Source organism: Rhodocytophaga rosea, assembly GCF_010119975.1.
Taxonomy (GTDB): domain Bacteria; phylum Bacteroidota; class Bacteroidia; order Cytophagales; family 172606-1; genus Rhodocytophaga; species Rhodocytophaga rosea.
Genome location: NZ_CP048222.1, coordinates 5,312,685 through 5,332,690 on the forward strand (window position 1 = coordinate 5,312,685; position 20,006 = coordinate 5,332,690).

Sequence of the window (20,006 nt, forward strand, 5' to 3'; positions counted from 1 at the left end):
TTCTAATCTTTCAATTTTCCATTCCTGGAACAACTCTCTCCTGAAAAGTCCGTACTGTAAATACATAACCAGGTTGCTTACTGGCAACTTTTAAAACTATATTAAATCCGAACCACTATGCAGCAACACTTAAAATCTGTCTGGTTGCAAACCTCACAGGCTCCTTCTGCGCATCTCCTTATTTCCGATCTGGAAGCTGATATCATTGTGATCGGCGCAGGTATTACCGGCCTGACTACTGCATATTTGCTTACCAAACAGGGCAAAAAAGTAATTGTACTCGAATCCGATAGGATTGGTTCCGGGGTAACTGCTTTCAGCACCGGACACCTAACCGCTTCCATAGACGCAGATTATTCATTCATTTCCTCCAGAATCGGTAAAGACACAGCAAAACAGGTAGCAACTTCTATGCAGGAAGCTATTTCTAAAATAGAAGAAATTTGCCGGGAGGAGAATATTGATTGTGGTTTTGTGCGCTTATCCGCTTACCAGTATACCGAAGACAATAAACAGGTGAAAGAACTGGCAGACGAAGCGCAGGCCAGTGAAGAAGCAGGACTAGAGGTACGGCTGGGCGACCAGATTCCCCTGGATTTTCCGGTGAAAAAAATGTTTGAAATTAAAAATCAGGCCGAATTTAATGCCCTGCAGTTCATTCATGGTCTGGCTAATTGTATAGTCAGGGATGGTGGACAGATCTTTGAAAATGCCCATGTAACTGATGTAGATGATAGCGAACCTTGTGTGGTAACAACTGATACTGGCTTTCAACTACGTGCCCGTCAGGTGGTGCTGGCTACCCATACACCCATTCAGTTTAATATTACCCAGGCAGAAATGCTTCCTTACCGCTCGTATGTGCTTGCTTTGAAACTGAATGGAAAGCAAATTCCTAAAGGTTTGTACTGGGATATGCTGGAACATTATCATTACATCCGCACCTATGAATATAATGGAGAAAACTACCTGATCGTAGGCGGCGAAGATCACAAAGTAGGCAAAGACAAGTTTGATGAGAATGAAGCCTTTGACAGACTTGAAAATTATGCAAGGCCGAAATTTGGCAATTTAGCTATTTCGCACCGGTGGTCGGCACAGCATTTTATGTCAGCTGATGGATTGCCATATATCGGAAAAAGCCCGTTTGGAAAGAATAAATTTATTGCCACAGGCTTTGCAGGAGACGGACTTACGTTTGGCGTAGTGTCTGCCGTGCTGCTTACTGATTTGCTTACCGGCAAAACACATCCCTGGGCAGATTTGTATTCACCTTCCAGAGCTAATATTATTGCTTCTGCCAGAGACTGGGCTGAAGAAAATCTCACTACGATGTACCGCTATGTCAAAGACAGGCTCACTACCGATGCCGGCGATGTAGTAGAAGTACCCAGGGGAGAAGGCCGGATTATCCGTATGAAAGGGCAGCAGGTAGCCGTTTACCGCGATGAACAGGATCAGGTACATGCCCATTCAGCGGTTTGTACTCATATGGGCTGTATTGTTCAGTGGAACGATTCTGAAAAAAGCTGGGATTGCCCTTGTCACGGAGCCAGGTTCGATGCCCAGGGACAGGTTATTACTGGTCCGGCTGTAAAAGCGTTAACGCCATTTACGATAGAAATGCAGGCTAAATAAAGATACTTATTAGTTATTTGAGAGGAATTAAGTTAACGGATAGTAATTTATAAGTAGGCACAAAGTTTTCTTTGTGCCTTTCAGTTTATAGCCTTTCTAAAGCAAGCGGTTATAAATAAGATAAAATAATTAGGATAGATTTAATCTAATTTATATTGAGCAAGTACACTAATAAACCATAATAACAAAGTTTATATGGCAGTTGCGAGAAAATAGGGTGATAGGCTAGGTGCTTTGCAAATTTTATGTATGTTTTTTCGAAAGAAGGGTGTGAAAAGATGGGAACGTTCGTGATTATAATTAACTTTGATTTGGACTATTTTGAGTTATTCCCAAAAAACTATTAATAAATGAAGAGAATATTTATATGGATATTTGCTCTGGTTGTTTTTAAAGCAGTAGCACAACAAGAGTACCAGCCAGCTAATTCCAAGTTTGAACAATTAGGTACCATGCTGCCTACCCCCAATTCTTACCGTAGCGCTTCCGGTGTGCCTGGTCCTGATTACTGGCAGCAAAAAGCCGATTATGATATCAAGGTAGAACTAAATGACGAAAAACAGCATATCACTGGTTCGGAAGTAATCACTTATACTAATTTTTCCCCGGATGAACTAACTTACCTATGGGTACAATTAGACCAGAACCTGTTTTCAAAAGATTCTGATACCTACAAAACAGAAACCGGTACTCTCAGCGAAAGCATGTCGTTTGACAAACTTAATTTTGTAACCCGGGAAGCTTTTGACGGAGGCTATAAGATCACTTCGGTACGGGAAAAATCTGGCGGTAAACTTAAATATACCATTAATAAAACCATGATGCGGGTTGATCTGCCTAAGCCCTTAAAACCAAACAGTACTTTTTCCTTTGCCATCGACTGGAACTATAATATCAACGACCAGAAAAAATTAGGTGGCCGCACTGGCTTTGAATACTTTCCAAAAGATAAAAATTACTTATATGAAATTGCCCAGTGGTTTCCCAGAATGGCTGTATATGACGATGTGTATGGCTGGCAGCACAAGCAATTTCTGGGGCAGGGAGAGTTTGCCTTGCCATTTGGCGATTATAAGGTAGCCATTACCGTACCTTCCGATCATATCGTAGCGGCTACTGGCGAATTGCAGAATTCAGCACAGGTATTATCTAAAGCACAACTGAGCCGCATAGAAAAAGCAAAGAATTCAAAAGATCCGGTAGTAATTGTGACACAGGCAGAAGCGGAACAGGCAGAAAAAGGCAAACCTACGGGCAAAAAAACCTGGATATATGCCGCTAAAAACGTGCGTGATTTTGCCTGGGCCAGTTCACGCAAGTTCATCTGGGATGCCAAACAGGTAAACATTGCCGGAAAAAAAGTATGGGCGATGTCCTATTATCCTAAAGAAGGCAATCCGTTATGGGGACAATATTCTACCAGAGTGGTAGAACATACCCTGCGTGTCTACTCCGAACATACGATCGATTATCCTTATCCGGTTGCGATCTCCGTACATGGGCCGGTATTTGGCATGGAATATCCTATGATTTGTTTTAATGGCGGCCGTCCGGAATCAGATGGAACCTATTCTGAACAAACTAAATACGCCATGATTTCTGTGATTATCCATGAAGTAGGCCATAATTTCTTCCCCATGATTGTAAACTCAGATGAGCGTCAATGGAGCTGGATGGATGAGGGCTTGAATAGCTTTTGCCAGTTCCTGGCTGAACAGGAATGGCAGCGCAATTATCCTTCCCGCCGGGGTGAACCTTACAAAATTGTGCCTTACATGAAAAGTGCTCCTTCTGCGCTTGTGCCGATTATGACTAATTCCGAGCAAATTATGCAATTTGGTGCCAATGCTTATGGAAAGCCAGCCACTGGCCTGAATATTTTGCGGGAAACCATTATGGGCCGGGAGTTATTCGATTATGCCTTTAAAGAATATGCCCGTAGGTGGGCATTCAAACATCCGCATCCGGCCGACTTTTTCCGTACCATGGAAGATGCCTCCAGCGTAGACCTGGACTGGTTCTGGAGAGGATGGTTTTACAGCACCAATCCGGTGGAAATTTCTCTGGAGGATGTACAATCTTATACAATCAATACCAGAAATCCGGAGGTAGAAAAGCCGCTCGCTAAAGCCAGTGCCAATCCGAAAACATACAGCCAGATGCAGAATGAAAAAATGTTAGATAGTACCTTGCTGGAAAAAAATCCGTCTATTGCAGATTTTTATAATTCCTACGATCCCAATCAGGTTACCGCCGAAGACAAAGCCAGATATGAGAAGTATTACAATTCACTCACTGCCGAAGAGAAGGCATTGGTTGATTCAGGCTTAAATTTCTATGTTCTGAATTTTAAAAATAACGGTGGACTAATAATGCCGTTAATTATTAAAATGGATTTTGCTGATGGTACGGATCAAGTTGTACGGATTCCGGCAGAAGTATGGCGCTTGAATAATACACAGGTAAATAAAGTTATATTCACGGAAAAACCAGTAATACAATTTACTTTAGATCCCTATCTGGAAACAGCTGATATTGATACAGAAAATAATTCATTTCCCAGAAAACCTTCGCCTTCCAGATTCCAGTTGTTCAAGCAACAGCAAGTAGCACCTAAAAATCCTATGCAACAAAAAGAAGCTGCAGGTCAGATGAACCGTAAATAGGAGTTGCTATCTTTTGAGAAACAAATGTGTTTTCTGGTGTCGGATGAAATAAATTTTTAGTAATATTGCAACTCAAAATTAGCTCGGGGTGTAGCGCAGCCTGGTAGCGTACTTGCATGGGGTGCAAGGGTCGTGGGTTCAAATCCCGCCACCCCGACATACAAAACGGCTTACTTTTTATAAGTAAGCCGTTTTGTATTTATACAGTATTCTCTAAAATTAAAATATGATCTCTTCGATACGCACGAGTTTGAGCCATATTTGAATAACTGTATTAGTAATTACTTCTTACTCAAATCTTTTATCCGGATATTTCTGAACCACAAGGCAGAGCCATGGCCCAGGAAACCAATATAGCCTTTGTCACGCATAATGCCGGGATGTTCTTTTTTATCCATGGGTCCTTTTTTACGGGCTTCGGTAAGGTCTCCATCCAGAATGGTAGTTCCGTTTAGTACCACTTTTATTTTAGAGCCTTTCACAGTCACTTCTTGCACATTCCATTCTCCTACAGGTTTTAAAAATCCACGTTTAGCCGGTAGTACTCCATACACTGAACCATGATATTGATAGGGTTCCAGCTTCTTATACATATCCGCTTCATTATCCAGAATCTGTAATTCCATGCCACAATAGGCAGCATCGCAATCTAAGGGCGCACGGATACCTAAGCCATTATTGGCATCAGGGGTAAGTTTAAATTCAAAGCGGAACACAAAATCGCTGTATTCATCCTTGGTATATAAATTCCCTTTGCCGCCTCTGTCCGGATACACAGCTATGGTGCCTTCTTCTACTACATAATCGGTTAAATTGCCCATCCAGCTGTGCATATTGGTACCATCGAAAAGGATTTTAAAGCCCTCTTTCTTTTCCGCTGCACTTAATTGAAAAGGTGCCGGACGAGTGATCTCCCGGACATAAATATCCCGGTAAGCTACCCTTGAACCATGTGCCTGCAATTCGATCTGCTCCTCTGGGAAAATAGGTGAATTCCGGTCCCAATAGTTTTCCAGCGTAACATTATCCGTTACCAGTTCGCCATTCAAATACACAGTTACCCGGTCGCCTTTCATCAAAATGCGGAACGTATTCCATTCATCCAGGGGATTATCGGCGACTTTCAGAGGTTTGCTCATATGCTTCTGGTTATTATATAAACCGCCTGAACCTACCTGTGCACTATCCTTCACACGGGAAGTATCCCATATCTGCACTTGTGGGGTACCCCGTAAATAAATACCTGCATCTCCATCTTTATTCCCATCATCAAAGATTTTCCAGTCCACGAACATTTCGAAATCGCCGTATTTTTTTACGGTAGCCAGGTTATTTCCATGACCAGTAAATAAGAGTTCGCCGTTTTCTACTTTCCAGCCGCTGCGCATTTCTTCATCTGCTTTCGCTTGCTCCTGAGCCAGAGTTTTTGCATCCATCTTACTCCGTTTGATTGGATCAGCCACCAGGCCTTTCCAGCCGGTTAAGTCTTTGCCATTGAACAAAGGTACAAATCCTTCTCCCTGTGGCATTTCAGCCAGGAATTTGCGCATGGATTCTTTCTGATATTCACTGTCCTGACCTTTTAATACCTCAATGGTTTTGTTGAGCAGGTCACGTACGATGGTTCCATAATAAGCTTTATCAGACAAGGCGATATTCATTACGGCATTGGCGGCTTCCTGCTGTACCTCCGCATCATCGAGATATTTTCCGGCAAATATCAGGGCAGGAAAGGTCTTATTATTTTCTATTTCTCTGAGTATTAATTTTTTCTGCTCCGCAGTTTTGGCGGCTTGCATGGCATTGCGCAACATGAGTAATTTCTGGTCAGGTGCATAGCTGGCTAACTTTACAGCGTTGATATATCCTTTCAATGCCTGGTCCAGGTAAGCACTCTCGGCAGGTTGTTGAATGATCTTATATAAGGCTGGAGCAGCCGTTACATCTGACCATTGAGATAAAGCGTCTACGGCAGCTGTTTTGGTAGCAGCATCTCCACTAGCAAATGCATTAGCCACAGCACTTAATGCACTTTTTCCGCCAATGCTTGCCAGTACAGTAAAATAGAGAGGCTTTTTATCTGCAGACACCTTCTCCATTTGCTGTAATATCAAACTAGCCTGTTGTGACTGGTCGCCTGTAGTACGGGTGGCTTCGATAATGGCTTTCTGAACGGCTTGTACTTCTTCGGGATGTGAAGTTTCATTGAGTAAAGCAAATAATTGAGGTAAGTTCTCTTTTGCTACCATTGTGGCTAGTGCCTGTAAAGCGGCCATCCGGACGTTGGTATTAGTATTTTTTACATAAGTAAATACCTCATTCACTTTTTCATGGGCAGCACGCGCACCCAGAACCTGCAGTAGAGCTGCCTGTGCTGTTGTCGGCATATTAGGTAATGCAGCCGCTACACTCGAGATAATACCATTCCCTTTCATAATCAGCAATGCCTCTTTTACAGCAGCTATTTCTTCTGCATTGCCTTTCTTCATCGTTCCTAATAAGTCGGCTAATACTTTTTCTTGTCCTAATCTTCCGGCGGCTCCGATCGCAGCTATTTTTACCTGGCTGTTTTTACTTTTCATTGCCTTTAACACCGCAGGCAAGGCGGCTTCTGCACCATTTTTACCCAGCATGGTTATAACTTCTGCCTGTACGTCTGGCTGGGCTTTTTTTAATGATGCTACCCACATATTGGTAGTGGCTGGTGTGATATAAGATGCGGCAAATTGTAAGGCGGCAGCTCTGTATTCCAGATTTTTATCTGCAGAAGCTTCCAGTAACCAAGGCATGCTCTTCTCGGCCTTGATGGTTGTAAGTAATTTGAGTGCAGCCGTTCTGGTATGAATCTGGTTTTCTTCTTTGGCTGTATTCAACAGTGTTTGAGCCATTTTTTCGGCTTGTGCTTGATTTCCTGTTTCTGTCAGTCGCTGAATATACCGTACATAAGCCGCCATGGTATTGGTGTTGTCGTACACAAACTTGCTTTCCTGGGCAGCTTTTGTCAGAATGGCTTCAGAAGATGGATCGGCTATATTCGCCAGGGCATACAGGGCAAGCTTCTTCAGCTTTGGATCTTCATTGCTGACTAAAGGCGTAATAACACCTACGGCTTCCTTATACCTGCTGTCGCCCAAAGCTTCTACTAAGGATAAGCGGCAGGAACCTTGTGCATTTTGTAAGGCGTTTAGCAATACTTTATTGGCAGCCGCAGAATTTACTTTGATCAATGCCCTGGCTGCAGGATCACACAAACGCTCGTCCTGTAAATAGGCTTGCAGACAAGGAATGGCTTCGTCTTTGCCAATACGTTGTAACTGGCGGATGATAAATTCTTTATTTTCCTTGTCTGTCAATTTCTCCAATGCCTGACAATAGGCACGGGCACTCATTTGCCTTACATCTTCTTTACCAGATTGCATCACATAATAAGAAAAGCTGCCAAGGGCGTACTCTAGCGCGGTATTATCGCCTTTGCCTACCGGAGAAAGTTTAGTAGCTATTTCTACCAAACCAGCCTCACCCATTCCGGCCATTTCATTCATACTGGCAGATAATTCTTTGGCATCCTTTGCCGGCATTTGTGAAAGCAAAGAGGAAACTTTAGCAGGTAGAGTATTTTGATCATTTCTTTGCTGGGCTTGCTGCTGCGCCATTACCCCACCATTTAGTACAATGGCGACTAAAAGCACAGGTATTATTCTATATACTTTAGATATCACGGTTTATTATGAGTTAAGGAAGTTTAAAATTGGGTGAATATGCAATTAATTAGATGGTCCAGTCGGCACGCATGGGTTGATCGATTAAGCGGTTGGCGCCTTCATCATCAATAAATACTTGTTTTACCGGATCAAATTTTAGGGAACGGCCTACACGTAAGGCAGCTAGTCCCATATTCACCAGCGTACAGGAACGATAACCATTTGCTTCATTTAGGGCAAATTTCCTGCGTTTTTTAACTGCTTCTACAAAATCTGTTTGTTGTGGTTCGGGATCAGGAAAGGCAGCCAGCTTTTTTTCAAGATCAGGTATATCGGAACGGAAATCTGCATAGAGTTTTCCTTTGGGGCCTTCGATATACGCTACGTTTTCATCCTTGGCTTCTCCATCCAGCACTATTTTACAGCCATCCTCGTAGGTATATTCAATTCTGCGCCAGGTACCTACCGCATCGGTATGTTGTTGAGGGGCGTCAATTTCTACGGAAACCGGGCTTGTTTCATCTTTTCCCAGGAAATACTGAATAGGGTCGAGGTAATGCTGGCCCATATCACCCAAACCGCCTCCATCGTAATCCCAATAGCCACGGAAGGTACCATGAACCCGGTGCGCATTATAGGGCTTATAGGGGGCAGGACCTAGCCACCTGTTATAATCGAGTTCTGGCGGAACGGGCATCGGTTCTAAATTGGTTTTTCCTACCCAGTAAAATTTCCAGTCGAAGCCGGTATGTTTACTTACCGTCACTTTCAGAGGCCAGCCTAACAGTCCGCTTTCTACCAGTTTTTTAATGGGTTTTACCGGCGTACGCATGCCATAAAAAATATCTTCAAAACGAAACCAGGTATTTAAGCGGAAAATTCGTCCGTGTTGCTGTACGGCTTCTACTACCCGTTTGCCTTCTCCAATGGTGCGGGTCATGGGTTTTTCACACCATATATCTTTTCCGGCTCTGGCTGCATCTGCCGCCATAATGCCATGCCAGTGGGGTGGGGTAGCGATGTGTACAATATCTACTTCCGACAGCTGGATGAGTTCGCGGTAATCAGTAAAGGTTTTCACCCCTTTGCCCACCATTTCTGCCGCTTTTTTCAGATGATTCTGGTCTACATCACACACAGCTACTACTCTGGTGCCTGCATAGGGAATATGCCCCTTGCCCATAGAACCTACGCCAATAATGGCTTTGGTCAGCTGGTCGCTGGGAGCCAGGTATCCTTTGCCGCCCAACACAAAGCGCGGAACAATGGTAAAGGCTGTAAGTGCTGCCGCAGATTTCTTTAAAAACTGTCTTCTTGAATTACTGTTATCTGACTTCATGAAGGATTAGGTATATGAATGTAAAGTTTGCTTTGAATAAAGGGTTTAAGTTAAACTAAATTATTTATTAAGACAGGAATAGTGGTTCAAAAAGTATAATTACTCACAAAAATAGAAATAGGCGGCTGGGAAGTGAATCAGCCTTTTGTGTTTTTTGAATAAAATAACTGCCTTTCTCTTTTCATATATCACACTTTACTCTGGATAGCAAATAGAATTATAGAAAATAAAAAACCGCTTAATTTCTAAAATCAAGCGGTTTTTCTTAACTTTTGACAATAGTATTTTAGCTACACTCCCACAAATTACTCAGCCTGATCAAATTGTAAACCGCTGCTTTGGAGATGGCGGCCAATACTTTTCTCTCTGGACAGCCAGGTGATAGTACGGCCATCAAACCAACGGGCTCTGCGCCAGGCTTGTTTTACAGTGATACCAGTAGTTGGAATTTCTTCTTCCTGGATGTCATAATGGCGTTTCTCATCGGTTACACTCCGCAAAATATCAGTCCTGGGACGGATACGGGTTGGCGCAAAATCTCCGACAAAACGGGGCATATTCGCTCGGCGGAACACAATCTGCTCATTAGCGGCATTAGGCCGTATGGGAATAAAAGGTATCCAGTGTGGAGGCACCGTACTTCCAATCTGGTAAGTGAATGGGGCACTTATATCTGGCATAGGAGTACTAGTAGTGTTTCCGGCTAATTTCTCTAACCAGCTTTCCAGGCGTAAAGCAGCACTCTGGCCATCCATTCCTTCGCCTAGTCCATTCGGAACCACCATTTCTACGCCCCACACTAAATTGGCCATTTCATCCCTTATAAAGTGAATTTCTTCCAGTGTATCGCTTTGTAGAAAATGATTAGTTACCGGAGGTAGATACAACCACCCTTTAGGCGTAGGCACGGCTGGTGAAGTAATTTGAAACAGTTCCCAGTTTTCATTTTGAGGAACCGGATTGATATACGATTGTACACCAAACACATCTGTTACCCGCATACTTCTTACCTGTGCTAGATGTCCTACTGGCAAAGTTAGGGGAGTAAGCAGCCAGTCATTACTATACAAAAGGCTAAATTCTGACAATAATAGTAGGCCAAGGTCTGTTTTACGGGCTTGCAGATTGCTGAGGTCAAGGGTACTATCTTCAAATTCCCACCACCTGGCCCGTGGCATGGAAGGAAATGAGACAGGTGTGGGAATAAATGTATTACGGTGTATGGTAATCTGGCTTGCATCCAGGCCGTCAGAAAGTGTTTGTTGTGCAATAGCTTGTTCCCACGAAAAACTATCCATATTCTGGCCATTGTACTCCGGCATGTGAAGCGTAGCGGCAGTATTGTCTGGTAAAATGGCTGAAATTGTTGCCCTGTATTCCAGCCTACCAGCATCCCAGCAGGTGTTAGTTTGCGGACCGGCAATACCTATACGATTGTTTACCCATTGTACCCATTTACTGCCTGTCTCATTCACCACAGAATCTGCCTGTGGAAGGAAATCAGAAGCTTTACGGGTTTGTAATTCTTTATAGAGCAAGGCTCCGTCTACCATCCGGCCATTGCTCAACGCAACTACTATCTGACTGTACGGTTCATAACTATAAGCGGAGAGCTCAGAGCTGCCAGATTCATAAGTTAGGGAGGGTGCTTTAAATTGCAAAAGGGGATTTTGCCGGAATACTTCCCATGCCTGACCTTTATTGGCGTTTATCAGCATTTTTTGCCACATACGTCCGGCTTCCAGGCGAAGGGAGAGGTCAAAAGAGGGAGCAAGTTGTTCTGTTTGTGCATTGATGGGTTTTTCCTCTGCTTTGTAGGTAGAAGCCGCATTCTGGCCAGATCCCATGAAGCGTTGCAGGGGAGTACTGGTGGTAACTACATGCGTAAAGGCGGCCATACCAGCATCTTCTGCCTTAAATTCACCGAGTTGCCACTGGCGGGCTAACAGCCACAATGGATCATGAATTTCACAGCGTAAAGCTTCGGCAATGTCATTACTGCTTGGTATCGGCCGTAATTTTTCCCATATGAGTAAGGCGCTATTATCTGGCATAATGAGGTTCAGTTTTAGGATGCGTTCAGAGATAAGTAAATTACTATATATGTATGGTTAGCTGTTATAAAGTTGAGTTCCTGCGCCGTCTTACTTTTCTTTTGCATGCCCAAAAGAAAAGTAACAAAAGATTCTCAAGCATGCGAATGCGAAGAGAACCAATGTAGTTGTGGCATCACCAACAAAGCCTGTTTTACGCCAGATAAAATCATCGCACAATTCTCCGGCCTTCGCACAAGGCTAAAACCGGCCACACTGTTGCTGCACCACCCACCGCACTTTTGCTTTGTCTAAATCTGCAAAATCATCTTAATGATATATTTAGAACAGCTCGATTATAAGCACCAATATTTTCTTTATACTTAGTACTCACAACTTAATACTACCATTACACAGGTTCTACTACCGGTGTTTGCTGGTTTTCAGGCATAAATGGCATTACTATAGCTGGCAATACCTGAGAAAGCCCTGCATGGCTGGTCCGGATATGTTCTGGTGTAACCAACCGTTTCTTTGCCATTTCCAAGGCATCGTTAACAGCACCCAGTAAAAATTCCCAGTTCCAGTTCTCGCTTTCTACTGGTGTTACAGCCAATAGCATGGTTTGCGGAGGTTCTGTATTGGGTTGATTGTACTGAAAAGCTACACCGGTATCAATATTTTTCTCAGGAATCCACTCCGGCCATTCATCAATGATAAATCCTGAAAAAACGGTATTTGCCTGAAAAGTGGATGGTAATTCCAGCAGCAGCGATAAACTGGCTCGTTCTTCTGGTTTGGTATCTGGAGGTAGGAGGCCACCAATCCAGGGCTGTTTGTTGCCTGGGAAGAAGGGGAATTGCATCACAGCGGGTGAAGCGGATGTTTCCGTCGAATCAAGGACTTCGCTTAATAATTTAGATTGGCGGTAGGACCGCAAAGGTTTCCGGACTAAGGCCGCTTCACGTATCCATTCATCAATAACTGGTACATCTGCATTCTCAATGAGTTGCCTGTTTGTATAACAGGTATTTACTTCTGCTAGATTCTCCAAAGTTATATCCGGATAGAGGGATATGGTTTTGCCAAATAAAATATTCGCCGTTTCCTGTATAGTTTTAAATGCTGTTTCCCCATTGCCAGTGGCTGGAATCGTAGTGAGTATGGATTGAGCTTTCTGTAAACGGCTTTCCAGTTCATTGGCAATCGTTTTTGCTTTTATTAGCAGATATTTTGCCGTTTCCTGGTTTACTAGCATCATTCCTTCTGAAGTGCTAGTTTCTATGCCGTATTGCCAGGCTTTTAACAAGGCTTGTAATAATTCTTTGATGATGGGTTGTAGTGCTGTTTCTGCTTGTGCTTGTTCCAGAGCTGTTTGTAATAAAGATGCTTGCTTGCGCAGCTGTTGAATAAGATTGGGTAGGCTACTGTCAGTAGAAATATGCTTGATAAGAGCGGTTTTTAGCCGGCTTACATCTGTTTTATCACTGGCAGCAGCCCGTTTATCAGGCAGTAAAAAATCATTTGCACTAATAGGCCTGCTTTCACTGATTATTCGACGAAGGCCTGCTACCAGACTGCTGATTTCAAATATGCTCACTTCAGACCCTGTAAAGCCACTACGGTCTTTAAAATCAATACTAAAACCGGGTGTATTCAATAAAATTTCTGAACCAAACTTATTTATCGCAACAGATTGTACATAAAATGCCAGTGGGCTTTGGTCTGCTTCGGTAAATGTTCCCGGCAAAGCATACAATAGATCAATAGGTTCAATGGCTACTTCTGAAAGTTTGATTTTTTCCTGTCTTCCATCCAGCAGTTTTATAGAAACAGTAATGCTGGCAGGTGCAGGTAACTGAAGGCTCAGCCAATGATTCAGGTCAGGAGCGAGCAACGAACGAGGACTGCCAGTTGCTGTCCATCCTGGGACATTGGCAGTGGGTAGATTTTGTTTGAACACCACACCTACCCGGTGAGTAATGGCATTTCCTTTTAGCGGCGTACGCACTACATCCGGAAGAATCACTTGTCCACCACTATTCAAGATGCGCAATGCAGCAGCAGCTCTGTCTTTATTGCCGTTGGCCATTTGGTATACACTTTCGGTGAGCAGCAGATCACTCAGGGCATCTAAATAATCCTCAATGGTTTGGGCAATCTCGTTGATTTTTTTGGTCGTATTGGTATCAGTTGGAGTAATGCCAGGAATGCCGCTAAGCCAGCCGGTTGGATTCGCTCTCCTGCTGTTGAGTAGTCGCAAGCCATCTATAGTGGTAAGTGGCGAAGGACTTTGTCCGTTGGATTCTGTCCGCTGGATGGGAAATGCTTTGCGAAGGTCATACAGAAACCGGTCGAGCTGCCTTTCGTGCAAGAGCCGCTCAAAATAATAGCCCAGTAACTCACCAACCGAAGCACCCTGTTGCATGCCTTCCAGTAACTGAAGTGCCTGTCGGATACGGGGCGAATTGAGTTGGATGGCTACCAATGCCGTCTGGTTATCGGCCTGATGGTTTAAATATCCGCTTCGTAAAATGGCGGCGGCAGTCGCATGAGCAGTAGAAGGGGCATGAATAAATCCATCACTTTGTACCTGGTTGGTCGAAGTATTGGGTTCTACATGTCCGGTGACAGTATTGAGCCGGATATTGGGGGAGAATGTTTCTCCAATATAGAAAAATGCTTTTTCCCAGCTATTACCAGCCGGATCGATGCCACTCTGACGGGCGGCCTCAGAATGTATCAGTGGAATGGCAGCTGCCTCCATGTTTTCGGGTACTGCCGGAATATATTCAGGGGCTTCTTCTACCAGAACTATACTCGGATTCAGATTGGGTTTTAAGCCCAGTAGATACCCAAATGCGCCTAGGTATAAACCTTGCGGTTTTGCTTTTCGCTGTTTGAGCAACCGTTGATATACAATGCCTTCTATCCATGCATCCAGCCGGTGACTGCAAAGGTCTAAATGTTCGGTAAATAAGTGTTCTATGCGTTTAACAGGTACCTGACTGAAATATTCTGCTGCTTTTGTAACATCACTTAACACAGGAACCTGCGCCTGTTGCCTATTGGCATTCAGCCAGTCGGATAGGGGAGTAGTACCAGTGGTTGGAGTAGGTGTAGCAAAATAGAGGCGGCGGTCTACTTCTAACTCAAAAGGTGTAGTCAACCCATATCTCTCAATAATAGGCTGGTAGCCCTGATGCAGCTTATTATCGGCAGCTAAAGCAAGCGGATTGATCGCTAATTTGCCTGTATGTAAGTGTTGCGCTTCAAAGTCTTTTACTTTCAGCAGCCACAAACCTGGATTGGTTTCTGCCAGATGAATGCCGTCTTCCAGATAAGCCCGCAATACGGCCTGCCTGGCCAGAACCGCAAACACAGATAGGGTAGCGTTGCTGAGTTCAGGTCCATCACCGGCTGGAATATTGGTTAGGTTGTGGTTCCAGATGTCAGTCATGTTCCCTTGTGAGAGAAATTCCAGATAATTCCAGGACTTGCCAGCAATACGCTCTAATAATTGATTTTCTGTGATGGGAAATTTATCTAGTAGTATGCGGCGCACCTTCTGACTGGTGGTACTATAGGCACCGACAATGGAAGAAAAAAAAGCTGTATTGAGTCCCAGGCTGGCGAGCTGCCGGCTGAAGAGGGCAGGGCTAAAATCCGGATCTGAGTTTAGTTCAGTAGGTAATTCCGGGTTTGGCTGCGCTGCCTGCATGACCTGCTGAAGTTGGATACCTGCCAGCCACTGCTTTTGTAAAGCTGCTGCCGAAGGACTCACATTCAACATCTCAAAAAACTGGTCATCCAGTCCTGAGCCGCCTACATTGTTTACTGTTCTTACCTGTTGTGTGAAGGTTTGCCACTGAGTATTGAGTTTGGATAAGAAAAGTGTCCATACCTGTGAAGCAAAGCTATCTTCTTCGCTTAGATTCTCGGTAGGATATAGCCAGTGGGCATAGGAAGAAACCGGAATAATGCCATAAGGTTGCCGGTTTACCCGCAACACAGGTAAAGTGCCCCGGCCGCTTACATGGTTTATGAAAAAATGGCGGGCTTGCTCCCTGGAAGCTTCGTCCAGATCTGGTGTGAAAAATTGTAATAAATAATATCCCCAGGTAGCCGGCCAAAGCATCTGGTTCATCAACATGGCTTCACTCAGGTCGGTGCAGTGGCCATTTGGAATGCGAAAATCAGGTTTAAGACCTAAGGCTTTTTTTAACCTGGATTCATCCGTTTCAAGAGAGTTTGCCGGAGCTGGCAACCATTGGGATTGAAAATACAGATTCGCATCTTGTTCCCGCTTGTTAAATGCTGATTTCTGGCCTTCGAAGTTATTGGTAGGAGTGCCTTTAGGTAAAATTCCAAGTCCTTCTTCCTTAAATAAATGATTCTCCAGTAATTCATTTATCAAACGGGCACCTTCAACATCATCTACCGAGAGTTTTGCACCTACCACCAGGATTTTATCCACGCCCTCGCTGAATTCAGGATTGGCATTCAGATCAATCCGGATGCCTAAACCTAATTTTTCAGCCTCCTCAAAATCATGTATCCAGCGCAGATATTCTGGAGTCTGGATATTGGTACCCTTTTGAGTCATACCTGAATCTTTGTTTGAATCGAAGGGATCATGGGTAGGATCAAGGCCAAGCACCAGAGGTTCAGGAATGAGATTACCTGTAAATTCTTTGAATGTGCCATCTTTATATAGGCGCACGGTAAATCGTTCCGGTAGCAAACGGGTGATAGGAGGGTAGGTATAAGAACCATCTTTCAAGGAACGCTGGGCAGCAAATTGTGGTGGATTGGGTAAAGGTTTATCCGGAGAGAAATTAGTGGGCAGTGTATTACGGATGATCCAGGCGGCTCTGGCAGGCATTACTGTAGTGGAAAGCTGGAACCAGGCTTCTTTTACATCGGTGCCAGTACCAATATTTTTCCAGAACTGTGTTCCGGCTTCCCATTCCCCTGGTTGTAAAAACCGTTCCAGTCCTTCCAGAAATACATCGTCAGGATAAATGCGGATGCGCAGTTCCCGGTTGTCAATTTTCCGCTTGATGAAGTTGCCGCTTTTAGGTTTCCACGTCTCAAAGGGTTGGAGGAATGATACATCTGAGGTGTGAAAAGGAGGTGCCATATAGGTCGTTACTCCTTCTTCATCTTGGTCAAAACCCATTATCCGGAACCGGTCGCCACCCAAACCCAGGAGTGCAAACATATCTACGGTATCCGCTACGGTAAGCTTGCGAACTACATGCTGTACAGTCAGGTACCTTGCTTCCAGACGGACGGGAAGGAGCAGAAATGGTACATCGGATGGTATTTGTGTCAATAATGCCTGGGGTGCTCCTTCACTGTCTAACTGGCTGATGGCGGCTTGTAGCTCAGTAAGTGCCTGATTGCTGGCGGTCTGTTTTTGCTTTATATCTTCCGGTGTGGGCATTGGGGTAGTACCGGTGGCAATCCCTTGCTGGGAAAGCGACCATTCTTGCAATGCCTGATAATAAGCCAGCTCAGCTTTGTTGTAGGCATCCCTTTTCTGCCTGATTTGCTCCTGAAGTGTTTTAATATTTTCCATAGATTAGAGTTTTACCAGGCGGGAAGCAGGTACAAATAACATAAATGGTTTCTGATACAACATAGCTGCCACCCGGTCGGAACGTTCGCTAGTGTATCTGGGTAGGGATTTAAATCCTGCGGAAGAAGCATTGATACAGCTATTCTCAGGCACTTCATTACTGATGGCTGGCCAGGAAGGATCGGCTGTGCTTTCGTCTATATCCATTCCGAAATGGATGTCGCCAGCCCGTTCTTTCAACACAAAAAACCATCCTGGTGAGCTGGGGTTTCCAATGGCCTCTTCTACAGATAAATTAAAGCCAATCAGTCGGATATCTGGTTCGATTTGAGCGGTAAACAGAGGATATTGTATAGCAGTATCGCCGGTACCGGCTTGCTTCATGAATACTTCTGTATTGGGATATTTTTTCAGTAGATCACCTCTTACCAGAATGACAATCTTTTCTTTCACTTTCCCATCAGGCGGATGCGAACCCAAAGCTGAAACTCCCCAGGTAGAAATTGCCTTGATATCTTTAAAAGCTTCCGGGTTATTTTCAGCCTCCTCAGTATCCCGTACATCCCAGAACTGACGGAAAGCGGTAGTATTCAAAGGAGCCGGAAATTCCCGCCACAGGTATTCCCGGGAGAGTTCATGGTTTAAACCCACCATATACGACTCAATAAAAGAGGGATTGGTTTCTAACATAGTCACCCGGTTGACGGGAATAGAATCGATTCCGGGCAGAATATAATCGGTGGAACGTTCGGCTAAAGGCCGGTACATCGGTTCAGGAAATTGCGGAAAATGAGAGAAAGCAGCCGCACTGGTTCGCGAAAAAGTAGACGTAGCTGGCAAAATGCTTTGCAAACGGGCAGTAATAGTAAGGGCTGGGTTGATCTGGCTGGCTATGCTGTTATACAACATATCAGAAGGGGGTATCGGAGCCGTCATAATGCTGGTGAATTGTACATAGGGCATCAGTGCACTTAAAGCCTGTTTACATGCCGCAATGCCAACAAATCCCTGTGCTTTCAGGAAATTATTTTTAAGCAGAAAGATAGGTCTGATCCTGCGGCCTCTGATGGGTTCCAGGGTCTCGTTTGGCAAACCCTCCAGAAAAGATACGATATTGCCCAGGCTGTTATGCAATACATTTTTAGGCGGTGCCACCGTTAGCGCTATTTCAAAGAAACGCCCGGTGTTCACCTGTTTATTCAGCCGGCGAACTAAAGGACCTCCTGGCCTGGTGATTTTGGTAAAAGAGCGGGAATAAGCCGAAGGCACAGGTTTCTGCTGAAGGGTAGCCGCAAAACTTTTATTATCCACCACCAGGGATGCATGCAATGGGTTCATAAAGGCCAGCGTGCGGAAAGTATTTTCCGTAACATTTTGCGTAGACTGGGCTTGCAGCAGCGGCTCAATCCGTTTTTGAAACAAACGCTGGCTTACTTCCAGCGAATAATGCCACCGTTTTACTACTTGCTGGGTTCCCTGCGATTGACTGAGCTGGTCCCAGGCCCGGTCCATATAGGTTTCCTGGTCTTTTTGCACCACCGCTGTACCCTGGCTTGCCGCCACCCGGAAGGCTGGATTTAAGTTTAACTGGGTATACCAATCCTGGTTAGCCGCCGGATTAACTTTAGGAGGATTATTTCTGTAAAAACTTCCATACAAAGGCGGTACGATGATGGGATCATCTTCAATATTGCTGTCTTCGAAAAAGGGATTTTGCGGCGATGGTGCTGGTGGATTTGATGCATCCTGAACCACAGGTACACCCAGATTCAGCAGATCAGATATATTTTTGACAAAAGTTTTATCCTCTGCTTCAGAGCTATCTGTAATAGGGACATCTGCCGTTTGCTTCAAAGGTTTCAACGCACTCTGCAGAGGTATAGCGCCTGTGGTGCCGGTATACTGAAGTCCCCAACCAGGCTTACGAATATCCATCATCCGGCTATTTTGAGCCTTCAATAAGGCCTGTTCCTCTGCTTCACTTAAAGGAGCCAGCCGGCTTGCCAGTGATTCAAAATCTCCGGCGGTACTAGTCACAAATTCCCATTCATAATACACCGGAAATACCTTTGATCCGCTTTCTGATGCTGCCCAGGAAGGTGCTGCATTGGCAATCGCCTGAATGGTTTCTATATCTTTTCCCAATCCTGCTAATCGTCCTTTTTCAAATGCCGGAATCAGGAAAGCAGTGTACCTGGTTCCGGGTTGCAGCCTCCGGGGACATACCAATCTGGAACAGCCCATATTAGGATTCTGATCGAGCATAGCATCTACCATTTGCCGTTTCTCGGCTGGAGTATTACCTTCTACCGCAAAATTCAGATGGGTATGTGCCCAGGCCCAGGTAGTATCCGGCGCAGGAAAAGCTGTTTGTAGTGCAGCGCTGTTAATTTCAATAGCAGGCAGACTTGTTTCCGTGGGACTATGCCGCACAAATTCCTCCTCACGGAGGGCGGTCAGCCATAACCAGGGAGACAGTTTTCCGGTGGCTGGCAAAAAAGGAGAATAACGCCAGGGAAAATCTTCATCATAAAATTCAATGGCACACAAAAAATTATCCTCAAAATCCCGTACACCTGCCCTGGGGATGGTCCGGACAATGGCTCTCCGGTCAATGCCTGAAATATCACCCGGGCCGTATACCTGTACTTTCCTTTCTACCAAGGCTGGCGTTTCTCCGTCTCCAATGGCTTGTAGGTTCAGCGACACGCTAAGCGGGGCTTTTTCAGCTATACTGGTGGTATCAGCCAGATTAATAATTCCTCTGCGGAGCCAGGGTAGAAATGAATAATTTGCCGGGGCATTTGGATCAAGAGGCATAGCGATTCAGTGGTTAATGAAACATTCAATCAGTTTATTCTAACCTGATTGTTTCTAAATTTTGACAATCAAATTGTTTTTTGTTCACTGGCTTGTATTTTAATTCCCTTACGCCGTCCTTACTTTCTTTGTCATTGCTACAAAGAAAGTAAGCAAAGAAAAATCTAGAGAAAACAATGCTTCCTCGCTCAGGGCCTACGCATTGCCCGCTGTTTTTTCGGGCCA

At 44.5% G+C, this 20,006-nt stretch carries 7 protein-coding genes and 1 tRNA gene; 3 read left to right on the plus strand and 5 right to left on the minus strand.

Annotation, left to right across the window (positions count from 1 at the left end; genetic code table 11):
* Positions 1-117 precede the first annotated feature (117 nt).
* From GXP67_RS22095 to GXP67_RS22105, 3 genes are all read left to right on the plus strand, one after another.
* A complete protein-coding gene (locus GXP67_RS22095) occupies positions 118-1,638 on the plus strand; it encodes an FAD-dependent oxidoreductase (protein ID WP_162445129.1) in 1,521 nt (506 codons plus the stop codon).
* Between the two features lie 350 nt (positions 1,639-1,988).
* Positions 1,989-4,304, plus strand: a complete 2,316-nt coding sequence (locus GXP67_RS22100; protein WP_162445130.1) for a M1 family metallopeptidase — start codon at positions 1,989-1,991, stop codon at positions 4,302-4,304.
* An 84-nt stretch (positions 4,305-4,388) separates the two neighbouring features.
* A tRNA-Pro gene (locus tag GXP67_RS22105) sits at positions 4,389-4,461 on the plus strand.
* A gap of 124 nt (positions 4,462-4,585) precedes the next feature.
* Here the strand turns inward: GXP67_RS22105 and GXP67_RS22110 are convergent.
* The 5 genes from GXP67_RS22110 to GXP67_RS22130 all read right to left on the minus strand — a co-directional run bounded on the left by GXP67_RS22110 (position 4,586) and on the right by GXP67_RS22130 (position 19,781).
* Positions 4,586-8,023, minus strand: a complete 3,438-nt coding sequence (locus GXP67_RS22110; protein ID WP_197901550.1) for a DUF1080 domain-containing protein — start codon at positions 8,021-8,023, stop codon at positions 4,586-4,588.
* A gap of 49 nt (positions 8,024-8,072) precedes the next feature.
* Positions 8,073-9,344 carry a Gfo/Idh/MocA family oxidoreductase gene (locus tag GXP67_RS22115; protein WP_162445131.1) on the minus strand — a complete coding sequence of 424 codons (1,272 nt, stop codon included), beginning with the start codon at positions 9,342-9,344 and terminating at the stop codon, positions 8,073-8,075.
* A 305-nt stretch (positions 9,345-9,649) separates the two neighbouring features.
* Positions 9,650-11,398 (minus strand): hypothetical protein, encoded by a 1,749-nt coding sequence (locus GXP67_RS22120; RefSeq protein WP_162445132.1) that lies wholly within the window; start codon positions 11,396-11,398, stop codon positions 9,650-9,652.
* A gap of 388 nt (positions 11,399-11,786) precedes the next feature.
* Complete coding sequence (locus GXP67_RS22125; RefSeq protein ID WP_162445133.1) at positions 11,787-16,961, minus strand: hypothetical protein; 5,175 nt, start codon at positions 16,959-16,961, stop codon at positions 11,787-11,789.
* 3 nt (positions 16,962-16,964) lie between these two features.
* Positions 16,965-19,781 (minus strand): hypothetical protein, encoded by a 2,817-nt coding sequence (locus GXP67_RS22130; RefSeq protein ID WP_162445134.1) that lies wholly within the window; start codon positions 19,779-19,781, stop codon positions 16,965-16,967.
* Between the last annotated feature and the right edge of the window lie 225 nt (positions 19,782-20,006).